A 24,806-nucleotide genomic window follows, 5' to 3' on the forward strand; every position below is an offset into this window, starting at 1 on the left:
TTTTTCCACCCCCGCCCAACCCCGACACTGCGCTCCATTCAATCCCCTTACCGGAGTGCCGTCATGCCCATTGCCTTGCTCGCGCTGACCCTCAGCGCATTCGCCATCGGGACGACCGAGTTCGTCATCGTTGGCCTGCTTCCCACCATCGGCGCCGATCTCGGCGTCAGTCTGCCGTCCGCCGGGCTGCTGGTCAGTCTCTACGCTCTTGGCGTGGCCATCGGTGCGCCGGTGCTGACCGCCCTCACCGGCAAAGTCCCGCGCAAACTGTTGCTGCTGTCGCTGATGGTGCTGTTTACCCTCGGCAACCTGCTGGCCTGGCTGGCGCCGAGTTATGAATCGCTGGTGCTGGCACGGATCGTCACCGGTCTGGCCCACGGCGTGTTTTTCTCCATCGGCTCGACCATCGCCACCAGCCTGGTGCCCAAGGAAAAAGCCGCCAGTGCGATTGCGATCATGTTCACCGGCCTGACCGTGGCGCTGGTTACGGGCGTACCGCTGGGCACCTTCATCGGCCAGCATTTCGGCTGGCGTGAAACCTTCCTCGCGGTGTCGGCGCTGGGTGTCATCGCGTTCATCGGCAGCTTGCTGTACGTGCCGAAAAACATCGCCCACAGCAAACCGGCTTCGCTGCTGCAACAACTGCAAGTACTCAAGCAACCGCGCCTGCTGCTGGTCTACGCGATGACTGCCATCGGTTACGGCGGCTCGTTCATCGCCTTCACTTACCTCGCGCCGATTCTTCAGGACATCTCGGGTTTCAGTGCCAGCACGGTCAGCCTGGTGCTGCTGGTGTACGGCGTGTCGGTCGCCGTCGGCAATATCTGGGGCGGCAAACTGGCAGACAAGCGCGGGCCGATCAGCGCCCTGAAAATCATCTTCGCCCTGCTCGCCACCGTGCTGTTCGTGCTCACCTTCACCGCCGGCAACCCGTGGCTGGCACTGGCCACCGTACTGGTCTGGGGCGCCGTCGCCTTCGGCAACGTGCCGGGCCTGCAGGTGTACGTGGTGCGTCAGGCTGAACATCACACGCCGCAAGCGGTGGATGTGGCGTCGGGGCTGAACATTGCTGCGTTCAACCTCGGGATTGCCGGCGGTGCCTGGGGTGGCGGGCTGATTGTCGAGCATATCGGCCTGATCCATACCGCGTGGATCGGCGGGCTGGTGGTGCTGGTGGCATTGGCCCTGACAGCGTTGAGCGGCCGCCTCGACCGACTAGGCCCGGTGTATGCCGAACCTGCTGAAGGCTCCCGCATCGTCGCCGGCCACTGATCCGGCGAACATCGACCGTCCGTAGTCCCGTCGAAACTTTCTCGAACCGCCCGCAGTCACCAACAGACAGAGGCGGTACGAGGACTTTCGACGGGAGAACGGCATGACAGCGATTCACATCGATGGCCCACCTGGACGCAACAAGCGCCACACCTCGGCAGGCATGCCGTCATGAGCATTCCCGAGCCGGTCGGCGTCACCGACGAACAGGCCACCGTCATCACGACGGTGCGCCGCTTCACGGTGCTGACGGTCAACACCCACAAGGGGTTCACCGCGCTGAACCGCCGCTTCATCCTCCCCGAACTGCGCGAAGCGGTGCGCAGTGTGTCAGCTGACGTGGTGTTTCTGCAGGAAGTGCACGGCACCCACGAACACCATCCCAAGCGCTACAACAACTGGCCGACCATGCCGCAGTACGAGTTCCTCGCCGACAGCCTGTGGCCGCAGTTCGCCTATGGGCGCAACGCGGTGTACCCGGAGGGCGATCACGGCAACGCGCTGCTGTCGAAATTCCAGATCGTGCGCCACGACAACCTCGACGTGTCCATCAGCGGCCATGAAAACCGTGGCCTGCTGCACTGTGTCCTGCGCCTGCCGGGAGACGATCGCGAACTGCACGCGATCTGCGTGCACCTGGGCCTGCGCGAAAGTCATCGCAACGCACAGCTGAGGCTACTGGGCAAACGCCTCGCCAACCTGCCGGACGATGCACCGGTCATCGTCGCCGGCGACTTCAACGACTGGCGCCAGCGCGCCGATGCGCTACTGGAACCTTGCGGTCTGCGTGAAGTGTTTGCCGAACATCAGGGCAAACCGGCGCGCAGTTTTCCGGCGCGATGGCCGGCGTTGCGGCTGGACCGGATCTACGTGCGCAACCTCAAGGCCAGCCAGCCGAAGGTCCTCGCCAACCGGCCCTGGTCACACCTTTCCGATCACGTGCCGTTGTCCGTGGAGATCGAACTATGAGCAGCGCGCCGCTGGAAAAGTCCGCCGTGGAACCGATCACCATCACCCCGCCGATCCGCGAGCCCGGCCACGTCGATGTCGACTATGGCTGGCAGGGCAGCAACCGAGTCGAACTGCTGGAAAACGGCGAGGAATACTTCCCGCGAGTCTTCGAGGCCATGCGCGCGGCGAAGAGTGAAATCCTGCTGGAGACCTTCATCGTTTTCGAAGACAAGGTCGGCAACGAGTTGCAGCAGATCCTGATCGACGCTGCCCGACGCGGCGTGCGCACCACTGTCAGCCTCGACGGCTTCGGTTGCGGAGAACTGAGCACCGGATATCTCACCGCGTTGAGCGAGGCTGGTGTGCATCTGCAAATCTTCGACCCGGCACCGAAACGCCTGGGCTTTCGCACCAACTGGTTCCGCCGCCTGCACCGCAAAATCGTGGTGGTCGACGGGCTGATTGCGTTCATCGGCGGGATCAACTTTTCCGGCGATCACCTGGCGGATTTCGGCCCCGAGGCGAAGCAGGATTACGCCGTGGAAGTCCAGGGCCCGGCGGTGGCCGACATCCATCACTTTGCCCTGCTGCAAAGCGGTCGCCCCGGACGGGCGCGCTTCTGGTGGCAGCGCCGGCGCCAGCGTCGGGCGGAGATGGCGTTCACCGAGCACGACGGTCAGGTGCGTCTGGTGTTTCGCGATAACGACCGGCATCACACCGATATCGAAGACGTTTATTTGCAGGTCCTGCGCCGGGCGAAACGCCGGGTGGTGATCGCCAATGCCTATTTCTTTCCCGGTTATCGCTTGCTGCGCGAGATGCGCAACGCGGCCCGGCGCGGCGTCGATGTGCGGCTGATCCTGCAAGGCCAGCCGGACATGCTGGTGGCCAAACTCGCGGCGCGCATGACCTACGACTACCTGCTCAAGGCCGGGGTGCAGATTCACGAATATTGCCAGCGGCCGCTGCACGGCAAAGTCGCTTTGGTGGATGAGGAATGGAGCACCGTCGGGTCGAGCAATCTCGACCCGCTGAGCCTGTCGCTGAACCTGGAAGCCAATGTGCTGATCCGTGACCGGGCCTTCAATCAGGAACTGTTCCGACGCCTCGAAGACCTCAGTCAGAACCACTGCAAAGCCATGGATCCCGGCAAGGCACCACGGGGGCGGATCTGGCACATGACCGTGGGCTTTCTGGTGTTTCACTTCCTGCGCCACTTTCCAGCGATGGCCGGTTGGCTGCCCGCGCATAAACCTCGCTTGAAACCCTTCATTGGCAAGAGCGGGAGCGATCCGTCATGAGTCGTTCCGATGCTCAGTCCGCGACGCATTCGCCGCCAGCCGCAACGTCTCGCTGGAGCCGCTGGAAGCGCCCGCTGACGTTGCTGTTTTTCCTCGCGCTGATCGTCCTGCTGACGATGTTCGCCAGCCGCATCGAATGGGCCGAGGTGCTGCAAACCCTCGCCGACTTCAAGGTGCGCACGCTGATCATCGCTTCCAGCCTGACGCTGTTGAGCTTTCTGGTGTACGCCAGTTTCGACCTGATCGGCCGCACTTACATCCGTCAGGACCTGACGTGGAAACAGATCCTGCCGGTGGGCATCATCAGCTACGCGTTCAACCTCAATCTGAGCGCCTGGGTCGGCGGGATTGCCATGCGCTATCGGCTGTATTCGCGGCTCGGAGTGAGCAAAAGCAACATCGCCAAGATCCTCGGCCTGAGCCTGGCCACCAACTGGTTCGGCTACATGACCATCGCCGGCGCCGTGTTCAGCAGTGGGCTGGTCAGCATGCCGCCGGGCTGGAAAGTCAGCAGCGAAGCGTTGCAGGGAATTGGCGTGTTACTGCTGTTGATCAGCCTCGGTTACCTGGTCGCCTGCCGGTTTTCCCGACGGCGCGAGTGGTCGATTCGCGGGGTGGAAATCAATCTGCCGTCGCTGCGCATGGCGGTCCTGCAACTGCTGCTCGGCGCGCTGAACTGGTCGTTGATGGCAGCGGTGATTTTCACCTTGCTGCCGGGCAAGCTCGACTATCCGCTGGTGCTCGGCGTGCTGCTGATCAGCGCGATTGCCGGAGTCATCACTCACATTCCCGCCGGGCTCGGCGTGCTGGAAGCGGTGTTCGTCGCCCTGCTACAACACGAGGCATCGCGCGGCAGTCTGGTGGCGGGTTTGCTGGCCTATCGGGCGATCTATTTTCTGCTGCCGCTGTTGATCACCGTAGTGATGTACCTGGTGGTGGAAGCCAAAGCCAAGGCGCTGCGGATCGAGAAAAAGCCCAAGCCCTGATCAGCGCGACTGAATGATGCTCAACCGTTCGCCCACCACCATCTCGGTGATCCAGTCGACGAGGATCGAGGTGTAGGCCTGCTGCGAGGTTGGATCGCTCAGGGCATGGTCGGCACCGTCGATGATGCGATGGGTCAGCGAGTGAGTCTGTTGGCACGCGGCGCGGTAACTCATGATCGTCGCGTGAGGCACGTAATCGTCGGTTTCCGATTGCACCAGCAGCACGTCACCGGTGAATTGCGAGCAGGCATGCAACGCCCGGTTGCTGTCGGCCCGCACCAGGGTGCCGCGATAATCGCGCAGGTCAGCCTTGTCCAGATCGCGCTTGGGCGTGTGCCATTGTTCGTCGCGATACAGCGCCGGCACCCGCAGCGCCAGCCAGCGCACCGGGCGCAATGAGGTGAGGATCGAAGCCAGATAACCGCCGTAGCTGGTGCCGACCACCGCGATGGCCGAAGTGTCCAGCGCCGGGTGGGCGAGCAATCGGTCGTAGGCTGCGAGCAGGTCGCGCAGGTTGTCTTCACGGGTCACCCGGCTCAGCGGAATGCCGGTGCCGCCGGTATGCCCGCGCAGGTCAAACGTCAGGCACACACAGCCCAGGCCGGCAATGCCCTTGGCCCGTTCCAGGTCCCGCTCCTGACTGCCGCCCCAACCGTGCACGAACAACACGCCGGGGACTTTCGATTTGGGACTGAGGAAGGTCCCGCTCATCTGCTCGTCATCAATGTCGATCTGAATGCTTTCGCTTCTAGCCGTCATAGGATTGGACCGTTACGTATTTGAGGAGAAAGTCGCTGTTCTCTGCCGGGCCGCGATAGACCTCGATGGCGTCCGCCGGCAGAGCCCGGTCGATGTAGGTTTCCACCGACGACACACGGATTGCGCGCATCGAAGGGTCGTTGACGAAACTCTGCAACGCCGCCACTTCCGCGCTGCTCGCGCCGCCCATGCGCCAGGATTGTTCGAGCACGCCGCTGCGCTTCTGGCCTTCGCTGTCCAGACCTTGAGCGATGTCGTAGTTGCGTCGCGAAGCGTAGAACCGTGGGTAGGCTTCATCCGCCGCGCGGTCGAACACCTGCGCCTGTTCGATGGCCAATCGCACATCGTCCGGCAGATCCAGTTTCAGCAGTTCCTCGTAGCTGCCCTGCACCACCAGCAGGTTCGAACCGCCATAGACTTCTTCGCCGTGGGCATCTTCGGTCAAGTATTGATCACCGCAGTAACTGAGCACCCGGTCACCGATGAACGACTGGCCGACGCTATGGGTGATCACCTGGCTCAGGTCCTGTTCGAGCACCACGCCTTGGCTGAACTGTCTGGCAATATCGGGACGCGTGAGGATTTCGTCGAAGGCATCGAGGCTCTTGATCACTTCCTGTCCGCGACCGGCGCACGCATGAATCGGTTTGAGACGGATCGGGCCGTTGTACAACAGATGTTCGGCGGCAGGTCGCGCATCTTCCAGGGCAAACACACTGAGCCCGTCCAGCACGACATTACGCGTGCGTTCGGAAAACAGCGGTGACCAGCCTTCTGGTGCATGGGCCTGATGGCTGCGCAAGCCATGGCTGATGGCTTTGGTGCAGATGAAATCGTGCTCGACGAAACCGCCCCACAGACCCTCGGGGCCCTTGATGCCCAGTTCATGGGCCTTGGCAGCGCCGACGATGGTTTGGGTCGGCAGCAGATACAGGTTGCGACCGTGGTGCTTTTGCGCGTCGTAGCTGCCGCCGAATTTCAGTCCGAGAATCTGCGCCAGCCAGCGGGCCAGCGCCTTGTTGGTCTGCACTTCGTGTTGCGGCGCGTCGGGGCGTACGGAATGGGCGACCACTATTCTGTTGCGAGGTGTCGGGGTCATGCGTCCCCCTTCCAGCGGCTCGGTGAATGTAGGTCAGAGAGTGCAGAGATCAGGCCAAACGACGGCAACGCCAAAACCTTTGCGGATCAGTCGATTAGCCTTTTCGTACTGGCGTTGCGCCCGTTTCAATCTGCACGATGGCCGCCACGGCCGCGGCATTTTGCACGACCGCGCGGTGTTATCTAGCCAGCGCCGCCGGTGAGGTCACGCCGAACCGATTGCGATAGTCACTCGGCGCCAGCCCGGTGATTTTCTTGAAGATGGCGCGAAAGGCTCCCGGATCCTGATACCCCACCGTCCACGCAATGTGATCGATGGTGCCGTTGGTGAACTCGAGCATTTCCCGAGCCTTGCCGACCCGCAGGTGCTGACAGTATTCGGTGGGTTTCAGACCGGTAGCCGCCCGGAATCGACGCAGGAACGTGCGCTCTTCCAGACCCGAACGCTCAGCCATCGCAGCCAGCGAAACGTCAGTCGCTCCGGTGCTTTGCAGCCAGTGCTGAACCTTGAGAATCGACGCGTCGCCATGGTTGAGGATCGGCGCGAAATTGCTGCCGCAGGCACTGGCGCTGTCGCTGTGTTCCATCACCAGGAACCGCGCGGTGGCGCTGGCGATGCTCGGTCCGAGCAGGCGATCGACCAGCCGCAGCCCCAGCTCCGACCAGGCCATCAACCCGGCCGTGGTGATCAGGTCGCCGTCATCGACAATCGGCGTGTCGGCCTTGAGCCTGATCTGCGGATAACGCTCGGCAAAGGCCTTGGCCGAGGTCCAGTGAGTGGTGGCGCTGCGACCGTTGAGCAGGCCGCTTTCGGCCAGCAGCCACGAGCCCACGCAGACGCCGCCCAGCGTCGCACCGCGAGCATGTTGGTCGCGCAGCCATTGCAGCAATCCCGGTGTTGCCTGCTCTGCACTGAATCCGGCGATCGACGGCGGAATCAGCACCGCCAGCAAACCCGTCTCTGCAGCGGGATGACTGTCGTAAACCCTGACCGGTGCCTGCTCGCTCTCGACCTGCCAGTGACTCACTCGCAGTCGCGGCAATTGCGCGGCCTGATGCTCGACGGCGATCCGGTCGGCCACGCCGAACAGGTCGGTCAAGCCATGCACCGCCGCCAGTTGCGCGCCGGGATAAATCAGCACGCCCAGCTCGGCAACGGCCCTCTCAACGCCCATTGTCAGTTTTCCCCTGTCTATTGTCGGTGCGGCCAATCCTCGAAAACGTAGCGGGTGCCGATACTGAATCCACTCCCAACAAACACTTCGAGGAAACACCCATGGCCAGGCAAGCGCTCATCGTAGTCGATATCCAGAACGACTACTTCCCCCAAGGCAAGTGGCCGCTGGCTGGCGTCGACGCCGCCGCCGACAACGCCGCCCGACTGATCGCCGCGTTCCGTGAAGCGGGTGATCCGGTGATCCATATCCGTCACGAATTCACCTCGGCGGATGCGCCGTTTTTCACCCCCGGCTCCGAGGGCGCAAAGCTGCACCCCAAGGTAATCAACCGCGCCGATGAACCGGTGGTGCTCAAGCATTTCGTCAACGCGTTCCGCGAAACCGAATTGCAGTCGATCCTCGATGAGCAAGACATCAAGGCACTGGTGGTGGTCGGCAGCATGAGCCACATGTGCATCGACGGCGTGGTCCGGGCTGCGGCGGATCTGGGCTACACCGTCACGGTGATCCACGATGCCTGCGCCACCCGCGACCTGGAATTCAATGGTTTGGTCGTGCCGGCGGCCCAGGTGCATGCGGCTTTCATGTCTTCGTTGGGGTTTGCCTACGCCAGTGTGGTTTCCGCGCAGGAGTTTCTCTCGAACAATCGTTGAGCGCCTGTCGCCAGTCTCCGAATGAAACCCGGCCCGCCCTGTTGCGGGCCTTTTTTCGTGCGCTGAAAAAATCTCACGCGTGAGCCATTGATGGCACTTTGAATTGGTTGTAGTGTGGCTCACGCGTGAGATGTTCATAACGGAGTCATCGCCATGAAAAGCAGCTCCCCTGCAACAAAATCGGAGAGCCCGAAGGGAGTGCGCTCGACAACGTCCGCGAAAAAACCGTCGAGCTTCTATATGAAGCAGATGCGCGCGGGCCTGGCTGCCGCCGGTTATGTGAAACACGAAACTTGGGTGCTTCCCGAAAACCGAAGCTTGCTCAAGCAAATGGAGCAACAGCTACGCCAACCGATCCTGGCTGGCTCTTTCATGTCGGAGAATTACATGAGCGCAGGCAACAACTGGAACATCGATAGCCTCTACAACGCTTTCAAGGCACTGGACGAGGTGGCTTCGCACGAAATCACGCTGTCCCTGATCCAGAGCGCCGAACCCAGCCTCAAGCTGGAAATGAACGAATTCGGCGGCCTGCCGATTCACATCGCCATCGCGGGTCAGCAGATCATCGTCGATACCGTGCTGGTGGACATCGATTCGATCACCGACGTGCGCACCTTCAACGACGCGGTACTGCGCAGCCGGGAAATGTTCCCGCTGTCGTCGATCGGCATCGAGACCATGCCGAACGGCCAGACCGTCTACAACATGTTCGGCGCGCTGAGTGCGGATTCGAGCCTGACCAACGTGGTCACCGAGGTGAAAACCCTGGTCGATAACGTGCAGCGCGCCAGCGAAGCCTTCGAACACTTCTTCAAGTAATCAACAGGGAAAATCCAATGACTCAGTCCATCTGGAGCAAGTTGTTCACCGCGCTGCGCGGCGGCGCCAATGAAGTCGGCGAAGCGATCGTCGACCAACAGGCCCTGCGCATCCTCGATCAGGAAATCCGTGACGCCGACAGCGCCCTGTCCAACGCCCGTCGCGAACTGGTCACCATCATGGCCAAGCACAAACTGTCCGCCGACCGCGTGAGCGAGTACGACGCCAAGATCAAGGACCTGGAAGCCAAGGCAGTCTCCGCCCTGAACGCCGGCCGTGAAGATCTGGCGATGGAAGTGGCCGAAGCGATTTCGACCCTGACCAACGACCTGACCACCGAGAAGGCACAGAGCGACGAGTTCGGCACCTACGCCGACAACATGCGCAAGGACATCAACAAGGCCGAAGCGCGGATCAAAAGCCTGCGTCAGCAAGTGGACATGGCCAAGGCCCGTGAAAGCGTGCAGAAAGCCCAGGTCAGCGCCTCCATCGCCAGCGGCGGTGCCAATGGCAAGCTGGAAACTGCAGTCGGCACCCTGAACCGTCTGCAAGAAAAGCAAAAGCAGCGCGCCGCCGAGCTGAACGCTCAGGACGAACTGGCCGATGCCACGACCGGCAACGATCTGGAACGCAAACTGCGCGACGCCGGCATCACGCCGAACGAGGGCAGCGCCAACGCGATCCTCGAGCGACTGAAGCAGAAGTCGGCCCAGTAAGGGCAGCCAGAAGAAAAGAAGGGCACCGGGTGCCCTTCTTTTTTGCCTGCTCGTTTGTCACGACGCCGGTACACTAGCGGCGTTTTGCCAACGAACACCTCCACCCGCTTCAAGGAATGTACCCATGGGATGGTTAAAGAATTTGCTCGGCACCGGTTCGGCCCCTGCACCTGCACGCGAGGCGGCCAGCGGCCCGTTGGGCCTGGCGCAGGGCAAGGCGATCCGATTCGATACGACCCTCGCCCTGTTGCTCGACGGCAGCACCTCGGTACGGGTCCCCGATGCCCAGGCCATCTGGAGCGCCGGCTGGATCGACCTCGGCCAATCGAACAAGCTGCATCGCTATTACCTGGACAACGAAGATTTCTGGCTGCAGGTCCACGTAACCGGCGACGATCAGATCGAATCGGTGACGCTGTTCAATTACCTCAACTATGTCACGGTCAACAGTGACGCCGAACTGCAGCGTCTGGCGGGCCCTAACAGCCTGATCGGCCTGCCGGCCTACACCCATGACGGCGTGTCCTTCACCCGTGAATGGGGCACCGAACGCGGCCAGACCGAACTGGTCCCGCTTACCGAGCAAGTGGTCAATCCCGACGAGTCCTACACCATCGAACACCATTCGATGCTGTATGCCCGGGAAACCGGCCTGACCGACCGCCGCGAACTGCTGCTGTTCTCCGTCGAACAGGACGAAGAAGGCACCGTCAGCCTCAGCACATCGCTGGGCATCTCGTTGTACACCACCGATCTGAGCACCATTTAAAAGGAAGTTCCCCATGCTGGAAGTGCTGTCCGTTTCCCTGAACAAGGCCGCGCTGGTCGGTTTCGCCGCCTATCTGATCGGCGCCGTGCTGCTGTTCATGCTGTTTCAGTTCGTCTACACACGCATCACGCCGCACAAGGAATTCGAACTGATTCGCGGCGGTAACAACGCTGCTGCCATCGCCCTGTCGGGCGCGATCATCGGTTTCGCGATCCCGGCGAGCAACATCATCGCCCACTCGATCAACGTCCTCGATTTCGTCCTCTGGGCCGTGATCGCCGCTGCGGTGCAACTGCTGGCATTCCTGGCCACGGGACTGGTGCTCAAAGGCACGTCCCAGCGCATCGCCAACGGTGAAGTTGCCGCCGGCATCTACGTGGCAGCGGTGGCGATCAGCGTCGGCATGCTCAACGCCGCGTGCATGACCCCGTCCTACTGATCGGCAGGAAGCCCGAGATGAAACGAAGCAAGTACGTTCAACTGTCCCTCGCCGCTTCGGTGGCCCTGGCGATTTCCGGTGAAGCGGCCGCGCAGGAACAACAGCGCACCTTCCAGAGCGTGGAACAGTGTGTCGACGCCGAAGTGGCAGCCGATGCCTGCTCGAATGCCTACGTCGCGGCCCTGGCCGAACACCGGCGCATCGCCCCGGCCTATGACGACAAAACCAAGTGCGACGCGGACTTTGCCGCCGGCTGGTGTCAGAAAAATTCCGACGGCCGCTTTGTGCCGAAACTCGGTGGTTTCAAGGTGCCGCAAAATACCGAGCCGGCACAGAACCTCGATGCGATTGCCAATGCGCAGATGCCAGAAGGCAATGCCGAGCCAGTGCAGACCACCCAGAACACGACCCACGTCTCCAGCGGTGGCGGGTCGAGCAACGGCTGGCTGACCGGATGGCTGATCGGCAATGCCATGAGCAACAACTCGCGGACGGTGTATCGCGACCGCGATACGCGCCAGACGTACGACACTTCGACGCTGAACCGGCGGATCGAATCGACACGCACCAGCCGCAATGATTCGGACTACACCAGCTCCCGAAGCAAATCGGTCAACGTGGCGTCCTCTACTTCCCGTGGCGGTTTCGGCAGCCAGTCCAGCGCACGCAGCGGTTGGGGCGGCTGGGGCAGTTCGAGCAGCTGATGAAGAAGATCCATTGCGCCGAGCGCCACGACTGGAAACAGACGGCCGAAAGCCTCGGTTTTCTGTTCCACACCATCGACGACGAGCCCTACTGGGACGAACGCGCGTACTACCAGTTCACGCTCGCGCAGATCGAAAATGATCTCGAGGATCCGACCACCGAACTGCACGAGATGTGCATGGATCTGGTGGACCGTGTCGTGCGCAGCGAGGAGCTGCTTGATCGCTTGAGCATCCCTGCGTCGTACTACGACATGATCCGAACGTCCTGGCTGGAAGGTCATCCGCATCTGTACGGACGCATGGACTTCTCCTACAGCGGCAACGGCCCGGCGAAACTGCTGGAGCTCAACTACGACACGCCCACCAGCCTTTATGAAGCCTCGGCCTTCCAGTGGGGCTGGCTTGAGCAATGCATCGAGCGCGGGATGCTGCCGCGCCATGCCGACCAGTTCAACAGCATCGACACCCGCCTGCATGAGGCCTTTGCCGCGCTGAAGCTCAAGCGTCCATTCTACTTCGCCTCGATGAAAGGTTCGGTCGAGGACAAGGGCACCACGGACTACCTGCGACTGATCGCGGAAAAGGTCGGCATCGAATCACGGCACATCGATATCGAGGACATCGGCCTGACAACCGAAGGACGTTTCGTCGATCTCGAAGATCGCTGGATCCCGCATCTGTTCAAGCTGCACGCCTGGGAGTTCATCTTCCACGAACCGTTCGGCGCAGCCATTGCCGATTGCGATACCCAGTTTTTCGAACCGGCATGGAAGGCCATTCTCTCCAATAAAGGCGCCCTGCCCCTGCTCTGGGAATTGCACAAGGGCCATCCGAATCTGCTGGCCGCTCATCTCGATCCGAATCCGGCCAGCGCAGTGCCGAAAGGCTGGGTGCGCAAACCGTACTTCTCCCGGGAAGGTGCCAACATCGAACTGCAAACAGCCGACGGTCTGATTGTCAAAGAGGATGGTCCCTACACGGATGCACCTTTCATCCTGCAGGAGTTTGCGCCGCTGCCAAGGTTCGATGACAGCTACACGCTGATTGGTTCCTGGGTGATTGGCGATCAGGCCGCAGGGATTGGCGTGCGGGAGGACAACAGTCTGATCACCAAGGATTCGAGCCGTTTTTTACCGCACCTGATTCTTGACTGATTCAAGGCTGGCAATAAAAAAACCGTAGCGTTTGCGCGCTACGGTTTTTTCGCTTCTGGCGTCGGTTACGACAGCTCGGTCGTGCGCGCCGGCACCTCGGACGCAGGCTTTTCCTTGACTGGCTCGGCGGTGATGACCCCGGCCATTCTCCGCCGCGCGATTTCCGCACCACGACGACGCAATGGGGTTTCGACAAAACGATAGTTCAACTCGCTGCACACCACCATGATCGCGAACGACGTCAGCAACAGCTGAACCGTGAACTCGCTGCCCAGCTCGACGCCACGCTCGCTGGCCACACGCGTCCAGATCTCGGTGCTCAAGTGGTAGGCAAATACGTGCACGACGTACAAGGCATAGGAACGCGAACCCAGCCATTGGCCGAGCCCGCTCAAGATGGCCGGGCAGTAGATGTAGCCCTTCTGGTAACTGGAGAGCCAGACAAGGATCAATGCATTGATAGCCAACAGCCCGACCGCGATCGGTGTTGCGATGAGTTGACCGGCAATGGCGCCCAACATGTACAGCAGGAACAGCGTGATACCCAGCCGCTTGAACAGGCTGCCACCCAACGTCACGGGCTCGATCTCCTTGTACAAGGACGTGCGCGTGAACAGGCAGAGCAAGATGCCCCACATCATGGCGTCAAGGCGGAACGAAAACAGCATGCTGGCCGGCGCTGCGCCAAAGGCATTGCGATCCAGCGGAAACTGCACGGCAATCAGCGTAATCAAGGCGATCACCCGCCAGCGTGTCGAAGTAATCAACAGCAGGAACAGCGGAAAAATGAAGTAGAACTGCTCCTCCAGCGCCAGGCTCCAATACACCGAGTTTGGACCCAGGATCGCACCGTACTGGTTCGCCAGGTTACCGGTGAATGTCGCGACGGCGGTGAAGCTGCGCACATTGTCGAACCACGACTGGAACGCATTGGACTGGTTGAAGAAGATCGAGAACGCCAACGGTATCAACACCCACAGCCAGGCCGTGGGCAGCAGGCGGTAAGCCCGTCGAATCCAGAATGACGTTGCGGCGAGACCGAAGCGATTCTGCTCGCGGTTCTGATCGAAGTAATCGAGGTAGGCCTTGCTGACGACAAAACCCGAAATACAGAAGAACAGATCCACCCCTGACCAGGGGGAATACACGTTGAACAGCTTTTCCATGAACGCGCCATGAAATGGCAGTAGCTGCGTGCTGTGGGTAAACACCGTCATCAGGATGGCCACACCACGCAGGTACTCGATTTCCTTGTTCTTGCTACTGCTCATCGGTTTCTCTTGTTCTTGTGATGAGAACTGACGCCCAATGCCGGGGAGCCCGCTCTTGCAAAAAATGGACGGGCTCGAAAGCGCCGGGACCGATCATGGATCGGCTTGCCGCTGCCTTCAAGACTCTTCGCGAAACTTTACCGCCCTGTACGCCGGGACTGATCAGTCAGTTCACGAACATCTCAAAGCCGTGTGCAACCGCCAAAACGACGAAGCCCCCGCAATGCGGGGGCTTCGAATCCAGACCGGGCCTGGTTCAGCGACTTCGATCAGAACGGGATATCGTCATCGAAGCTGTCGAAATCCGGAGCCGGTTGCGGTGCGGCCTGCTGTGGAGCCGGAGCCGGACGCTGCTGAGGAGCCGACTGCTGCGGACGCGGAGCCTGCTGGCGTGGCGCCTGCTGCTGATAGTTATTGCCACCGCCTTGTTGGTCGCCCTGCTGTGGACGGCCGCCCAGCAGTTGCATGGTGCCTTGCATGTCGACCACGATTTCGGTGGTGTAACGCTTGATACCGTCTTTTTCCCACTCGCGGGTCTGCAGCTTGCCTTCGATGTACACCTGCGAACCCTTGCGCAGGTATTCGCCGGCGATTTCGGCGACCTTGCCGAACATCGATACGCGGTGCCACTCGGTCTTCTCGACCTTCTGACCGGTCTGCTTGTCGGTCCACTGTTCGCTGGTTGCCAGACTCAGGTTGGTCACGGCGTTACCGTTAGGCAAGTAGCGAACTTCGGGATCCTGGCCGCAAGTGCCGACCAATATGACTTTGTTAACCCCACGGGCCATAACGTTCTCCTAGGCTTCGCAAGCAGCCCCGGCCGGGTTGTTCACCAGGCGTTCGAGGGTGTCGCGATCCACTAATTCTTTATCCAGTTTGATGTAAACAGCCGCTTCATCGGCGACTATCACTGCATCTGTTACCCCTACGAGGGCCCTGAGGCGCTCGACCAGACCCGCTTCGCGGATCGCCTCGGGCGACAACGGCAAGCGCAGGCTCGTCACGTAGGGTGGTTCGCGCATGGTAACAGCAAAGGCCAGCCAGATGGCAGCCAGCCCGGCACATCCGAGGAACACAACCGACAGACCGCCATGCTGGAACATCCAGCCGCCGAGAATCCCGCCAAGTGCCGAACCGAGGAACTGGCTGGTGGAGTACACGCCCATGGCCGTGCCCTTGCCACCCGCCGGTGAAACCTTGCTGATCAGCGACGGCAGAGAGGCTTCCAGCAGATTGAACGCGGTAAAGAACACCACCGTCCCGATCACCAGAGCCCGCAGGCTGTCACCGAACTGCCAGAAGAATAGCTCAGTGAGCATCAGCGTCATGACGGCGCCGAGCAAAACTCGTTTCATTTTGCGTTTCTTCTCGCCGTAGATGATGAACGGGATCATGGCGAAGAACGAGATCAGCAAGGCTGTGAGGTAGACCCACCAGTGCTGTTCCTTGGGCAGCCCGGCTTTTTCCACCAGAGCCAGGGGCAGCGCGACGAAGCTCGACATCAACATCGCATGTAACACAAAAATGCCCAGATCCAGGCGCAGCAGGTCCGGGTGCTTGAGCGTCGGCATCAACGCCTGACGCGCCACGCCAGACTCACGATGGCTCAGCGGCCCGGTGGATTTCGGCACCATGAACAGCACGATCACGATCCCCACCAGCGCCATGCCGCCAGTGGCCAGGAACAACCCGGAGAGACCAAATGCGCGAGTCAGCAACGGACCAACCACCATCGCCACGGCGAACGACAGGCCGATGGTCATGCCGATCATCGCCATGGCCTTGGTGCGGTGCTGTTCGCGAGTCAGGTCAGACAGTAACGCCATGACCGCTGCGGAAATTGCCCCGGCACCTTGCAGGATCCGACCGGCAATCACGCCCCAGATCGAGTCGGCCTGAGCCGCCAGCACGCTGCCGAGAGCGAAGACGATCAGCCCCAGGTAAATCACCGGGCGACGACCGATACGGTCGGAAATGATCCCGAACGGAATCTGAAAAATCGCCTGGGTCAGGCCGTAAGCGCCAATCGCCAGCCCGATGAGGGCCGGGGTCGCTCCCGCCAGATCCATGCCATAGGTGGCCAGTACCGGCAGCACCATGAACATGCCAAGCATACGGAAGGCGAACACCAGGGCCAGACCGCTCGCCGCGCGGGTCTCGCTGCCACTCATGCGTTCGCTGTGGGGATCGTGCATGGAAAAACCTCGTGTGAACCGGCGGCGATTCTACCAGTCCCATCGAAAGACGGGGTATATCGCGACGCTATGACGCGTATAGATGAAACTCTCTTCATGCAAGGTGGAAAACCCTTCATTCGATAGTGTGCATCCATCCAGTATTTGGCCGTATACTCCTGTGTTTTCGACGCCCGCCGAGCGAGGCCACTTTGGACAAGATCCTGATACGTGGGGCCCGTACCCACAACCTGAAGAACATCGACCTGACCCTGCCACGGGACAAACTGATCGTCATCACCGGCCTGTCCGGATCCGGCAAGTCGTCCCTGGCCTTCGACACGCTCTATGCCGAAGGTCAGCGCCGCTATGTCGAATCCCTGTCGGCCTATGCCCGGCAGTTCCTGTCGATGATGGAAAAACCCGACGTCGACACCATCGAAGGCCTGTCGCCGGCGATCTCCATCGAACAGAAGTCGACCTCGCACAACCCGCGCTCCACGGTCGGCACCATCACCGAAATCTACGACTACCTGCGTTTGCTCTATGCGCGCGTCGGTACGCCACGCTGCCCGGATCACGATATCCCGCTGGAAGCGCAGACCGTCAGCCAGATGGTTGACCTGGTGCTGGCACAGCCGGAAGGCAGCAAGCTGATGCTTCTGGCGCCGGTGATCCGTGAGCGCAAGGGCGAGCATCTGTCGGTGTTCGAAGAACTGCGCGCTCAGGGCTTCGTCCGCGCCCGGGTCAACGGCCGGCTCTGCGAGCTCGACGAGCTGCCAAAGCTGGATAAACAGAAAAAGCACACCATTGAAGTCGTGGTTGACCGCTTCAAGGTTCGCGCCGATCTGCAGCAGCGTCTGGCCGAGTCCTTCGAGACCGCACTGAAGCTGGCGGACGGCATCGCTCTCGTGGCACCAATGGACGACGAGCCGGGCGAAGAGATGATCTTCTCCGCGCGCTTCGCCTGCCCGATCTGCGGCCACGCCATCAGCGAGCTGGAACCCAAGCTGTTTTCCTTCAACAACCCGGCCGGTGCCTGCCCGACCTGTGACGGTCTGGGGGTGAAGCAGTTCTTCGACATCAAGCGTCTGGTCAACGGTGAGCTGACGCTGGCCGAAGGCGCGATCCGTGGTTGGGACAGGCGCAACGTCTATTACTTCCAGATGCTCGGTTCACTGGCCGCGCATTACGGCTTCAGCCTCGAGCAGCCGTTCAACGAGCTGCCGGCGGATCAGCAGAAATACATTCTGCATGGCAGCGGTTCGCAGAACGTCGACTTCAAGTACCTCAACGACCGTGGCGACATAGTCAAGCGTTCGCACCCGTTCGAAGGCATCGTGCCGAACCTCGAGCGTCGCTACCGCGAAACCGAGTCGGCCAGTGTGCGTGAAGAACTGGCGAAGTTCCTCAGCACCCAGTCGTGCCCGGACTGCCGTGGCACCCGTCTGCGGCGCGAAGCGCGACATGTGTGGGTTGGCGAGAAAACCCTGCCGGCGGTGACCAACCTGCCGATCGGTGATGCCTGCGACTACTTCGGCGAGTTGAAGATGACCGGCCGCCGTGGCGAAATCGCCGACAAGATTCTCAAGGAAATCCGTGAGCGTCTGCAGTTCCTGGTCAACGTGGGGCTGGATTACCTGTCGCTGGATCGCAGTGCCGATACCCTGTCCGGCGGCGAGGCCCAGCGGATTCGTCTGGCCAGTCAGATCGGTGCCGGGCTGGTCGGGGTTCTGTACATCCTCGATGAGCCGTCCATCGGTCTACACCAGCGTGACAACGACCGTCTGCTCGGCACCCTCAAGCACCTGCGCGACATCGGCAACACGGTGATCGTGGTCGAGCACGACGAAGACGCAATTCGACTGGCCGACTACGTAGTGGATATCGGCCCGGGTGCCGGGGTTCATGGCGGGCAGATCGTCGCCGAAGGCACGCCGGATGAAGTGATGGCACACCCGGACTCGCTCACCGGCAAATACCTGTCGGGTCGGGTCAAGATCGAAGTGCCGGCCAAACGCACGCCGCGCAACAAGAAGCAGGTGCTGTCGCTCAAGGGCGCGCGGGGCAACAACCTGCGCAATGTCGACCTGGAGATCCCGATCGGCTTGCTGACTTGCGTGACCGGCGTTTCCGGCTCGGGTAAATCGACGCTGATCAACAACACGCTGTTCCCGTTGAGCGCCACGGCCCTCAACGGCGCGACCACTCTGGAAGCGGCAGCCCACGACAGCATCAAGGGCCTGGAGCACCTGGACAAGGTCGTCGATATCGACCAGAGCCCGATCGGTCGCACTCCGCGCTCCAACCCGGCGACCTACACCGGGCTGTTCACGCCAATCCGCGAACTGTTCGCCGGCGTGCCCGAGTCCCGCTCCCGTGGTTATGGTCCGGGGCGCTTCTCGTTCAACGTCAAGGGCGGTCGTTGCGAGGCTTGCCAGGGCGACGGTCTGATCAAGGTGGAAATGCACTTCCTGCCGGATATCTACGTTCCGTGCGATGTGTGCAAGAGCAAGCGTTACAACCGCGAAACCCTGGAAATCAAATACAAGGGCAAGAGCATCCACGAAACCCTCGAGATGACGATCGAGGAAGCGCGGGAATTCTTCGACGCGGTGCCGGCGCTGGCGCGCAAGCTGCAGACGCTGATGGATGTGGGCCTGTCGTACATCAAGCTCGGACAGTCGGCGACCACGCTGTCCGGCGGTGAGGCGCAGCGGGTCAAGTTGTCTCGCGAGTTGTCCAAGCGCGACACCGGCAAGACCCTGTACATCCTCGATGAGCCGACCACCGGTCTGCACTTCGCGGATATCCAGCAACTGCTCGATGTACTGCATCGCCTGCGCGACCACGGCAACACCGTGGTGGTGATCGAACACAACCTCGATGTGATCAAGACCGCCGACTGGCTGGTGGATCTCGGCCCCGAGGGTGGCTCGAAAGGTGGGCAGATCATCGCTACCGGTACGCCTGAGGAAGTGGCCGAGATGAAGCAATCTCACACCGGTCATTACCTCAAGCCACTGCTGATCCGCGATCGGGCCTGATTGCCGGGCATGAAAAAGCCCCTGTCACTTCCTCAGTGACAGGGGCTTTTTTATATCGGTTGCAATCAGGATGTGTGGGATTGCAGGTAGTTCTGGATACCGATCAACTTGATCAGGCCCAACTGCTTCTCGAGCCAGTAGGTGTGATCTTCTTCAGTGTCGTGCAACTGAAGCTTGAGGATATCGCGGCTTACGTAGTCGCCGTGCTTCTCGCACAGTTCGATACCTTTGCACAGCGCGGCACGTACCTTGTACTCAAGGCGCAGATCCGCTTCGAGCATAGTCTCCACCGTGGTGCCGACATCCAGGTCATCCGGACGCATGCGCGGCGTGCCTTCGAGCATCAGAATCCGGCGCATCAGCGCATCGGCATGACCGGCTTCTTCTTCCATCTCGTGGTTGATTCGTTCGTAGAGCTTGGTGAATCCCCAGTCCTCATACATCCGCGAGTGAACGAAATATTGGTCACGCGCGGCCAGTTCGCCGGTCAGCAACGTGTTGAGGTAATCGATAACGTCTGGGTGGCCTTGCATCGCCCTACATCTCCCTTCTTGAAAGTCTGTAGTTTGAACCAACATGACCGCAAGGTCACTTACTTCGCGCAATAAAAGCGAAGATATTCTGAGAAAAGCAGGTTAAATAACGCAAAAACCGCCCTAATGAGGGCGGTTCTGCTTCTCGTTTAGACTTCGTTAAGCTGTACGTTGAGCAGCTTTGCGATTGCTTCTCCGTACGCCGGGTCAGCCTTGTAGAAATGCTGCAACTGGCGATCAACCACATCGCTGGAAACACCGGCCATCGCACCGGCGATATTGTTGACCAGCAAGGCTTTCTGCTCGTCGCTCATCAAACGGAACAGCGCACCCGCGTGGCTGTAGTAGTCGGTGTCTTCACGGTGATCGTAGCGATCAGCTGCACCGCTCAAGGCCAGTGCCGGCTCGGCGTAGTGCGGCGCTTGTTTCGGCGACTCTACGTAGCTGTTCGGCTCGTAGTTCGGGGCCGCGCCACCATTGCTGCCAAAAGCCATCGAACCGTCACGCTGGTAAGTATTGACCGGACTGCGCGGCGCGTTCACCGGCAGCTGCTGGTGATTGGTGCCTACGCGATAGCGATGCGCATCGGCATAAGCGAACACGCGACCTTGCAGCATGCGATCCGGCGAAAGACCGACGCCTGGCACCATGTTGCTTGGGCCGAACGCGGCTTGCTCGACTTCAGCAAAGTAGTTCAGCGGATTGCGATTCAACTCCAGCTCACCGACTTCAATCAGCGGGAACTCCTTCTGCGACCAGGTTTTGGTCACGTCGAACGGGTTCTCGTAATGCGCTGCAGCCTGGGCCTCGGTCATGATCTGGATGCACACACTCCATTTCGGGAAGTCACCACGCTCGATGGCCTCGAACAAGTCGCGCTGCGCGTAATCCGGGTCAGCGCCCGCGAGGCGTGCCGCATCTACCGGCGCGAGGTTCTTGATCCCTTGCTTGGTCTTGTAGTGCCACTTCACCCAGTGACGCTCGCCTTGAGCACTGATCAAGCTGTAAGTGTGACTACCGAAGCCGTGCATATGACGGTAGCCATCCGGGATACCGCGATCAGAGAACAGAATGGTGACTTGATGCAGCGCCTCGGGCGAGTGCGACCAGAAGTCCCACATCATCTGCGCGCTTTTCAGGTTGCTTTGCGGCAGGCGTTTCTGGGTGTGGATGAAGTCGGGAAATTTCAGCGGATCGCGAATGAAGAACACTGGCGTGTTGTTGCCAACGATGTCCCAGTTGCCTTCTTCGGTGTAGAACTTCAGGGCGAATCCACGAGGGTCGCGCTCGGTGTCAGCCGAGCCACGCTCACCGCCCACCGTGGAGAACCGCAGGAAAGTCGGCGTCTGCTTGCCCACAGCAGAGAACAGCTTGGCGCTCGTGTATTGCGTGATATCGCGAGTGACGGTGAAGGTACCGTAGGCGCCCGAACCCTTGGCATGCACACGGCGCTCAGGAATGTTTTCGCGGTTGAAGTGAGCAAGCTTCTCGATCAAATGAAAGTCATCGAGCAGCAACGGTCCGCGCGGCCCGGCGGAGCGAGAGTTCTGGTTATCGGCGACTGGTGCACCGCTGGCAGTCGTAAGCGTCTTGTTCTGGCTCATGCGATCTTCTTCCTCTGTCAGTCTTGAACTGCCGGCTAATCGGCTTGTTGGGGAGTATCGATCATCAATATGACAGCCACAAATTCATTAATTCATGGTCATCAATAGAAAATAACTAACAATAAAACCCGGCACATAGTGCAGACCCAGACAGGGTAGAAGCTTGTACGAACGGCGCATTTCTTACGGGCACAAAAAACCGGGCACTAGGCCCGGTTTTTTGTTTCAGACTGACGTCTTACTCAGCGGATACAGCTTCACCGCCGACAGCACGATCAACCAGTTCGACGTACGCCATAGGCGCGTTGTCGCCAGCGCGGAAACCGCACTTGAGGATGCGCAGGTAGCCACCCTCACGGGTAGCGTAACGCTTGCCCAGGTCGTTGAAGAGCTTACCAACGATAGCTTTCGAACGAGTACGGTCGAAAGCCAGACGACGGTTAGCAACGCTGTCTGTCTTGGCCAGAGTGATCAGCGGCTCGGCAACGCGGCGCAGTTCTTTGGCTTTTGGCAGAGTAGTTTTGATCAGCTCGTGCTCGAACAGCGACACAGCCATGTTTTGGAACATGGCCTTGCGGTGCGAGCTGGTGCGGCTCAGGTGGCGACCACTTTTACGATGACGCATGGTTCATTCCTTACCAAACACTACGTTCGGTGATTACGACGATCAGGCAGTCGCCTTGTCGTCCTTCTTAAGACTTGCAGGCGGCCAGTTGTCGAGGCGCATGCCGAGGGACAGACCGCGGGAGGCCAGAACGTCCTTGATTTCAGTCAAGGATTTCTTGCCCAGGTTCGGAGTCTTCAACAGCTCTACTTCGGTACGCTGAATCAGGTCACCGATGTAGTAGATGTTTTCCGCCTTAAGGCAGTTAGCCGAACGTACAGTCAGTTCCAGATCGTCAACCGGGCGAAGCAGGATCGGATCGATCTCGTCTTCCTGCTCGACAACCACTGGCTCACTGTCACCTTTGAGGTCGACGAACGCAGCCAACTGCTGTTGCAGGATGGTTGCAGCACGACGGATAGCCTCTTCAGGATCCAGAGTACCGTTGGTTTCCAGATCAATAACCAGCTTGTCCAGGTTGGTACGCTGCTCGACACGGGCGTTTTCCACCACGTATGCGATACGGCGAACCGGGCTGAACGAAGAGTCAAGCTGCAAGCGACCGATGCTGCGGCTTTCGTCTTCATCGCTCTGACGCGAGTCTGCTGGTTCATAACCACGACCACGAGCTACGGTGAGCTTCATGTTCAGGGCGCCGTTAGACGCCAGGTTAGCGATTACGTGATCGGGATTAACGATCTCGACATCATGATCCAGCTGAATATCGGCAGCGGTAACCACCCCCGAACCCTTCTTCGACAAGGTCAGCGTAACTTCGTCACGGCCGTGCAGCTTGATAGCCAGACCTTTAAGGTTCAACAGGATTTCAATTACGTCTTCCTGTACACCTTCGATGGCGCTGTACTCGTGGAGCACACCGTCAATCTCGGCCTCGACTACTGCGCAGCCGGGCATTGAGGACAACAGGATGCGGCGCAGCGCGTTGCCCAGGGTGTGGCCGAAACCACGCTCGAGAGGCTCGAGAGTGATCTTGGCGCGGGTTGGACTGACAACCTGCACATCAATATGGCGGGGTGTCAGGAACTCATTTACCGAAATCTGCATGGATGCACCTATTTTCTAGCCCTTACTTGGAGTAGAGCTCGACAATCAGGCTTTCGTTGATGTCGGCGGACAGATCACTGCGAGCAGGAACGTTCTTGAAAACGCCCGACTTCTTCTCAGTGTCTACTTCTACCCACTCTACGCGGCCACGTTGAGCACACAGATCGAGAGCTTGGACAATGCGAAGTTGATTTTTTGCTTTCTCGCGAACAGCGACCACGTCACCAGCACGAACCTGGTACGAAGGAACGTTTACGGTCTGACCGTTAACGCTGATCGACTTGTGCGATACCAGCTGACGGGATTCGGCACGAGTCGAACCAAAGCCCATACGGTATACGACGTTGTCCAGACGGCATTCGAGCAGTTGCAGCAGGTTTTCACCGGTTGCACCTTTCTTGCCAGCAGCTTCTTTGTAGTAGCCGCTGAACTGACGCTCGAGAACGCCGTAGATACGACGGACCTTCTGCTTTTCACGCAGTTGGGTGCCGTAGTCGGACTGGCGACCGCGGCGTTGGCCGTGGATACCAGGTGCTGCTTCAATGTTGCACTTCGATTCGATCGCGCGCACGCCGCTCTTCAGGAAGAGATCGGTGCCTTCGCGACGAGCGAGTTTGCATTTTGGACCAATGTAACGAGCCATTCTTTACAATCTCCTGGATTACACGCGGCGCTTCTTCGGCGGACGGCACCCGTTGTGCGGGATTGGCGTCACGTCGGTGATGCTGGCGATCTTGTAGCCACAGCCGTTCAAAGCGCGGACTGCGGATTCACGACCTGGACCTGGGCCCTTGACGTTTACGTCGAGGTTTTTCAGGCCGTATTCCAGCGCAGCTTGACCAGCACGCTCAGCAGCTACTTGAGCAGCGAACGGGGTGGACTTGCGGGAACCGCGGAAACCCGAACCACCGGAGGTAGCCCAGGAAAGAGCGTTACCTTGACGGTCGGTAATGGTCACGATGGTGTTGTTAAAAGAGGCATGGATGTGGGCGATGCCATCAACCACTGTCTTTTTAACTTTTTTACGAGGACGAGCAGCAGGTTTTGCCATGATTAAATTCCTGTCGATTCGCTGGGGCGATTACTTGCGGATCGGCTTACGCGGACCTTTACGGGTACGCGCGTTGGTCTTGGTACGCTGACCGCGTACTGGCAGACCACGACGATGACGCAGACCGCGATAGCAACCGAGGTCCATCAAGCGCTTGATTTTCATGTTGATTTCGCGACGCAGGTCACCTTCAGTGGTGAACTTCGCCACTTCGCCACGCAGCTGTTCAATTTGCTCGTCGCTCAGATCCTTGATCTTTGCTGCTGGGTTTACCCCAGTCACTGCACAGATTTTCTGCGCAGTAGTGCGACCAACACCATAGATGTAGGTCAGCGAGATAACAGTATGCTTGTTATCTGGAATGTTAACGCCTGCAATACGGGCCATTCAGTGGGACTCCAATTGACAGCTACCTACGCCCCGGAAGCCAAGAAATAGGGCGCGAGATAATATCGCTGTAATAACAAATAATCAACCCGGCAGCGCACTAGCTGCCGGGCTTGAAGCACAATCACACTCAGCCTTGGCGCTGTTTGTGACGCGGTTCCGCGCTGCAAATTACTCGAACAACACCTTCGCGGCGAATAATCTTGCAGTTACGGCACAGCTTTTTCACCGATGCACGAACTTTCATCACCAACTCCTCGAACCT

At 59.9% G+C, this 24,806-nt stretch carries 26 protein-coding genes; 12 read left to right on the plus strand and 14 right to left on the minus strand.

All coding sequences use genetic code 11. The features are described 5' to 3' along the window. Positions 1 to 63: 63 nt before the first annotated feature. The 4 genes from IF189_RS25225 (at position 64) to IF189_RS25240 (ending at position 4,510) form a co-directional block, all read left to right on the plus strand. Positions 64 to 1,272, plus strand: coding sequence for an MFS transporter (locus IF189_RS25225; RefSeq protein WP_134828256.1), 1,209 nt, complete (start codon positions 64 to 66; stop codon positions 1,270 to 1,272). A gap of 171 nt (positions 1,273 to 1,443) precedes the next feature. Further along, on the plus strand, positions 1,444 to 2,241 hold the full coding sequence (locus IF189_RS25230; RefSeq protein WP_134828257.1) for an endonuclease/exonuclease/phosphatase family protein: 798 nt from the start codon (positions 1,444 to 1,446) through the stop codon (positions 2,239 to 2,241). Then, positions 2,238 to 3,524 carry a cardiolipin synthase ClsB gene (gene clsB / locus IF189_RS25235; protein WP_192552429.1) on the plus strand — a complete coding sequence of 429 codons (1,287 nt, stop codon included), beginning with the start codon at positions 2,238 to 2,240 and terminating at the stop codon, positions 3,522 to 3,524. Before IF189_RS25230 ends, clsB begins: the two co-directional genes overlap by 4 nt. After that, positions 3,521 to 4,510, plus strand: a complete 990-nt coding sequence (locus IF189_RS25240; protein WP_192552430.1) for a lysylphosphatidylglycerol synthase domain-containing protein — start codon at positions 3,521 to 3,523, stop codon at positions 4,508 to 4,510. Before clsB ends, IF189_RS25240 begins: the two co-directional genes overlap by 4 nt. Here IF189_RS25240 and IF189_RS25245 read toward each other — a convergent pair whose 3' ends face one another. From IF189_RS25245 to IF189_RS25255, 3 genes are all read right to left on the minus strand, one after another. Next, on the minus strand, positions 4,511 to 5,269 hold the full coding sequence (locus IF189_RS25245) for an alpha/beta hydrolase family protein (RefSeq protein WP_007955615.1): 759 nt from the start codon (positions 5,267 to 5,269) through the stop codon (positions 4,511 to 4,513). Next, positions 5,259 to 6,368 carry a DUF3182 family protein gene (locus tag IF189_RS25250; protein WP_192552431.1) on the minus strand — a complete coding sequence of 370 codons (1,110 nt, stop codon included), beginning with the start codon at positions 6,366 to 6,368 and terminating at the stop codon, positions 5,259 to 5,261. Before IF189_RS25250 ends, IF189_RS25245 begins: the two co-directional genes overlap by 11 nt. 178 nt (positions 6,369 to 6,546) lie before the next feature. Further along, entirely contained in the window at positions 6,547 to 7,542 is a 996-nt protein-coding gene (locus tag IF189_RS25255; RefSeq protein WP_192552432.1) for a GlxA family transcriptional regulator, read from the minus strand. 101 nt (positions 7,543 to 7,643) lie between these two features. Here IF189_RS25255 and IF189_RS25260 point away from each other — a divergent pair, with 101 nt between their 5' ends. The 7 genes from IF189_RS25260 (at position 7,644) to IF189_RS25290 (ending at position 12,805) form a co-directional block, all read left to right on the plus strand. Continuing rightward, on the plus strand, positions 7,644 to 8,198 hold the full coding sequence (locus IF189_RS25260) for a cysteine hydrolase family protein (RefSeq protein WP_192552433.1): 555 nt from the start codon (positions 7,644 to 7,646) through the stop codon (positions 8,196 to 8,198). A 153-nt stretch (positions 8,199 to 8,351) separates the two neighbouring features. Continuing rightward, a complete protein-coding gene (locus tag IF189_RS25265; protein ID WP_134828264.1) occupies positions 8,352 to 9,020 on the plus strand; it encodes a YjfI family protein in 669 nt (222 codons plus the stop codon). A 17-nt stretch (positions 9,021 to 9,037) separates the two neighbouring features. Beyond that, positions 9,038 to 9,736, plus strand: coding sequence for a PspA/IM30 family protein (locus IF189_RS25270; protein WP_192552434.1), 699 nt, complete (start codon positions 9,038 to 9,040; stop codon positions 9,734 to 9,736). A 124-nt stretch (positions 9,737 to 9,860) separates the two neighbouring features. Further along, on the plus strand, positions 9,861 to 10,505 hold the full coding sequence (locus IF189_RS25275; protein WP_192552435.1) for a DUF2491 family protein: 645 nt from the start codon (positions 9,861 to 9,863) through the stop codon (positions 10,503 to 10,505). A 13-nt stretch (positions 10,506 to 10,518) separates the two neighbouring features. Further along, positions 10,519 to 10,944, plus strand: a complete 426-nt coding sequence (locus IF189_RS25280; RefSeq protein ID WP_085712345.1) for a DUF350 domain-containing protein — start codon at positions 10,519 to 10,521, stop codon at positions 10,942 to 10,944. Between the two features lie 17 nt (positions 10,945 to 10,961). Next, the gene (locus tag IF189_RS25285) at positions 10,962 to 11,648 is read left to right on the plus strand and encodes a DUF1190 domain-containing protein (protein WP_134828267.1); all 687 of its coding nucleotides are present in this window, start codon (positions 10,962 to 10,964) and stop codon (positions 11,646 to 11,648) included. Further along, the gene (locus tag IF189_RS25290) at positions 11,648 to 12,805 is read left to right on the plus strand and encodes a glutathionylspermidine synthase family protein (protein ID WP_134828268.1); all 1,158 of its coding nucleotides are present in this window, start codon (positions 11,648 to 11,650) and stop codon (positions 12,803 to 12,805) included. The genes IF189_RS25285 and IF189_RS25290 overlap by 1 nt, the downstream gene beginning before the upstream one ends. Before the next feature lie 65 nt (positions 12,806 to 12,870). Here IF189_RS25290 and IF189_RS25295 read toward each other — a convergent pair whose 3' ends face one another. The 3 genes from IF189_RS25295 to IF189_RS25305 form a co-directional block, all read right to left on the minus strand. After that, the gene (locus IF189_RS25295; protein WP_134828269.1) at positions 12,871 to 14,076 is read right to left on the minus strand and encodes an acyltransferase family protein; all 1,206 of its coding nucleotides are present in this window, start codon (positions 14,074 to 14,076) and stop codon (positions 12,871 to 12,873) included. A 269-nt stretch (positions 14,077 to 14,345) separates the two neighbouring features. Next, positions 14,346 to 14,864, minus strand: coding sequence for a single-stranded DNA-binding protein (locus IF189_RS25300; protein ID WP_007966163.1), 519 nt, complete (start codon positions 14,862 to 14,864; stop codon positions 14,346 to 14,348). A gap of 9 nt (positions 14,865 to 14,873) precedes the next feature. Next, positions 14,874 to 16,271 carry an MFS transporter gene (locus tag IF189_RS25305; protein WP_119428952.1) on the minus strand — a complete coding sequence of 466 codons (1,398 nt, stop codon included), beginning with the start codon at positions 16,269 to 16,271 and terminating at the stop codon, positions 14,874 to 14,876. Between the two features lie 191 nt (positions 16,272 to 16,462). Here IF189_RS25305 and uvrA point away from each other — a divergent pair, with 191 nt between their 5' ends. After that, complete coding sequence (gene uvrA, locus IF189_RS25310; RefSeq protein ID WP_114885841.1) at positions 16,463 to 19,297, plus strand: excinuclease ABC subunit UvrA; 2,835 nt, start codon at positions 16,463 to 16,465, stop codon at positions 19,295 to 19,297. A 65-nt stretch (positions 19,298 to 19,362) separates the two neighbouring features. On the opposite strand, the gene bfr is transcribed toward uvrA, so the two are convergent. The 8 genes from bfr to rpmJ form a co-directional block, all read right to left on the minus strand. Further along, positions 19,363 to 19,830 carry a bacterioferritin gene (gene bfr / locus IF189_RS25315; protein ID WP_065259514.1) on the minus strand — a complete coding sequence of 156 codons (468 nt, stop codon included), beginning with the start codon at positions 19,828 to 19,830 and terminating at the stop codon, positions 19,363 to 19,365. A 149-nt stretch (positions 19,831 to 19,979) separates the two neighbouring features. Next, a complete protein-coding gene (locus IF189_RS25320; RefSeq protein WP_134828270.1) occupies positions 19,980 to 21,434 on the minus strand; it encodes a catalase in 1,455 nt (484 codons plus the stop codon). Between the two features lie 238 nt (positions 21,435 to 21,672). Then, a complete protein-coding gene (gene rplQ, locus IF189_RS25325; RefSeq protein ID WP_007955635.1) occupies positions 21,673 to 22,059 on the minus strand; it encodes a 50S ribosomal protein L17 in 387 nt (128 codons plus the stop codon). A 42-nt stretch (positions 22,060 to 22,101) separates the two neighbouring features. Next, complete coding sequence (locus tag IF189_RS25330) at positions 22,102 to 23,103, minus strand: DNA-directed RNA polymerase subunit alpha (RefSeq protein WP_003186012.1); 1,002 nt, start codon at positions 23,101 to 23,103, stop codon at positions 22,102 to 22,104. Between the two features lie 22 nt (positions 23,104 to 23,125). Further along, positions 23,126 to 23,746: a 30S ribosomal protein S4 gene (gene rpsD, locus IF189_RS25335; RefSeq protein ID WP_003176404.1), complete on the minus strand. Its 621-nt coding sequence runs from the start codon at positions 23,744 to 23,746 to the stop codon at positions 23,126 to 23,128. 18 nt (positions 23,747 to 23,764) lie between these two features. Then, complete coding sequence (rpsK, locus tag IF189_RS25340) at positions 23,765 to 24,154, minus strand: 30S ribosomal protein S11 (RefSeq protein ID WP_002555466.1); 390 nt, start codon at positions 24,152 to 24,154, stop codon at positions 23,765 to 23,767. Between the two features lie 30 nt (positions 24,155 to 24,184). Next, positions 24,185 to 24,541: a 30S ribosomal protein S13 gene (gene rpsM / locus IF189_RS25345; RefSeq protein WP_003186020.1), complete on the minus strand. Its 357-nt coding sequence runs from the start codon at positions 24,539 to 24,541 to the stop codon at positions 24,185 to 24,187. Positions 24,542 to 24,671: 130 nt separating this feature from the next. Then, positions 24,672 to 24,788: a 50S ribosomal protein L36 gene (rpmJ, locus tag IF189_RS25350; RefSeq protein WP_002555468.1), complete on the minus strand. Its 117-nt coding sequence runs from the start codon at positions 24,786 to 24,788 to the stop codon at positions 24,672 to 24,674. Between the last annotated feature and the right edge of the window lie 18 nt (positions 24,789 to 24,806).

This window comes from Pseudomonas sp. IzPS59 (genome assembly GCF_014863505.1).
Lineage (GTDB): Bacteria > Pseudomonadota > Gammaproteobacteria > Pseudomonadales > Pseudomonadaceae > Aquipseudomonas > Aquipseudomonas kribbensis.

Bases quoted from the DNA above. Each gene is read 5' to 3' on its own strand.
- IF189_RS25260 (WP_192552433.1), top strand. From the start codon at position 7,644: ATGGCCAGGCAAGCGCTCATCGTAGTCGATATCCAGAACGACTACTTC.
- IF189_RS25245 (WP_007955615.1), bottom strand. From the start codon at position 5,269: ATGACGGCTAGAAGCGAAAGCATTCAGATCGACATTGATGACGAGCAG.
- IF189_RS25320 (WP_134828270.1), bottom strand. From the start codon at position 21,434: ATGAGCCAGAACAAGACGCTTACGACTGCCAGCGGTGCACCAGTCGCC.
- IF189_RS25240 (WP_192552430.1), top strand. From the start codon at position 3,521: ATGAGTCGTTCCGATGCTCAGTCCGCGACGCATTCGCCGCCAGCCGCA.
- IF189_RS25330 (WP_003186012.1), bottom strand. From the start codon at position 23,103: ATGCAGATTTCGGTAAATGAGTTCCTGACACCCCGCCATATTGATGTG.
- IF189_RS25295 (WP_134828269.1), bottom strand. From the start codon at position 14,076: ATGAGCAGTAGCAAGAACAAGGAAATCGAGTACCTGCGTGGTGTGGCC.
- IF189_RS25255 (WP_192552432.1), bottom strand. From the start codon at position 7,542: ATGGGCGTTGAGAGGGCCGTTGCCGAGCTGGGCGTGCTGATTTATCCC.
- IF189_RS25285 (WP_134828267.1), top strand. From the start codon at position 10,962: ATGAAACGAAGCAAGTACGTTCAACTGTCCCTCGCCGCTTCGGTGGCC.
- bfr (WP_065259514.1), bottom strand. From the start codon at position 19,830: ATGCAAGGCCACCCAGACGTTATCGATTACCTCAACACGTTGCTGACC.
- IF189_RS25225 (WP_134828256.1), top strand. From the start codon at position 64: ATGCCCATTGCCTTGCTCGCGCTGACCCTCAGCGCATTCGCCATCGGG.
- IF189_RS25250 (WP_192552431.1), bottom strand. From the start codon at position 6,368: ATGACCCCGACACCTCGCAACAGAATAGTGGTCGCCCATTCCGTACGC.
- IF189_RS25265 (WP_134828264.1), top strand. From the start codon at position 8,352: ATGAAAAGCAGCTCCCCTGCAACAAAATCGGAGAGCCCGAAGGGAGTG.
- rpsD (WP_003176404.1), bottom strand. From the start codon at position 23,746: ATGGCTCGTTACATTGGTCCAAAATGCAAACTCGCTCGTCGCGAAGGC.
- rpmJ (WP_002555468.1), bottom strand. From the start codon at position 24,788: ATGAAAGTTCGTGCATCGGTGAAAAAGCTGTGCCGTAACTGCAAGATT.
- IF189_RS25280 (WP_085712345.1), top strand. From the start codon at position 10,519: ATGCTGGAAGTGCTGTCCGTTTCCCTGAACAAGGCCGCGCTGGTCGGT.
- rplQ (WP_007955635.1), bottom strand. From the start codon at position 22,059: ATGCGTCATCGTAAAAGTGGTCGCCACCTGAGCCGCACCAGCTCGCAC.
- clsB (WP_192552429.1), top strand. From the start codon at position 2,238: ATGAGCAGCGCGCCGCTGGAAAAGTCCGCCGTGGAACCGATCACCATC.
- IF189_RS25300 (WP_007966163.1), bottom strand. From the start codon at position 14,864: ATGGCCCGTGGGGTTAACAAAGTCATATTGGTCGGCACTTGCGGCCAG.
- IF189_RS25230 (WP_134828257.1), top strand. From the start codon at position 1,444: ATGAGCATTCCCGAGCCGGTCGGCGTCACCGACGAACAGGCCACCGTC.
- IF189_RS25275 (WP_192552435.1), top strand. From the start codon at position 9,861: ATGGGATGGTTAAAGAATTTGCTCGGCACCGGTTCGGCCCCTGCACCT.
- IF189_RS25290 (WP_134828268.1), top strand. From the start codon at position 11,648: ATGAAGAAGATCCATTGCGCCGAGCGCCACGACTGGAAACAGACGGCC.
- rpsM (WP_003186020.1), bottom strand. From the start codon at position 24,541: ATGGCCCGTATTGCAGGCGTTAACATTCCAGATAACAAGCATACTGTT.
- rpsK (WP_002555466.1), bottom strand. From the start codon at position 24,154: ATGGCAAAACCTGCTGCTCGTCCTCGTAAAAAAGTTAAAAAGACAGTG.
- IF189_RS25270 (WP_192552434.1), top strand. From the start codon at position 9,038: ATGACTCAGTCCATCTGGAGCAAGTTGTTCACCGCGCTGCGCGGCGGC.
- IF189_RS25305 (WP_119428952.1), bottom strand. From the start codon at position 16,271: ATGCACGATCCCCACAGCGAACGCATGAGTGGCAGCGAGACCCGCGCG.